The sequence below is a fragment of the Chryseobacterium mucoviscidosis genome (assembly GCF_002177115.1).
GTDB classification, from domain to species: Bacteria; Bacteroidota; Bacteroidia; order Flavobacteriales; family Weeksellaceae; genus Chryseobacterium; species Chryseobacterium mucoviscidosis.
In genome coordinates, this window is sequence record NZ_MVAG01000236.1 from 1 (window position 1) to 238 (window position 238).

Below are 238 nucleotides of genomic sequence, written 5' to 3' on the forward strand. Positions count from 1 at the left end.
ATCGCCGCCTGAAAACGTTCCAGACTGGCGCGAGCTGCGGCATCCTGTTCTGGGGTCAGCGGATAAATCGCTGAACGATACTGCGTGCCGTGGTCATTGCCCTGACGCATTCCCTGGGCGGGATCGTGATTCTCCCAAAATACCTGTAGCAACTGCTCATAGCTGATGACGGAAGGATCGTAAACAATGCGTACCGCTTCGGCATGACCCGTATCACCGGAGCACACTTCCCGATAAG

General features: G+C 55.9%; 1 protein-coding gene. It reads right to left on the reverse strand.

Annotated elements, in window-relative coordinates:
• Positions 1-238, reverse strand: a 238-nt coding sequence (msrA, locus tag B0E34_RS22980) for a peptide-methionine (S)-S-oxide reductase MsrA (protein ID WP_087712466.1), incomplete at both ends; no start/stop codon positions are given.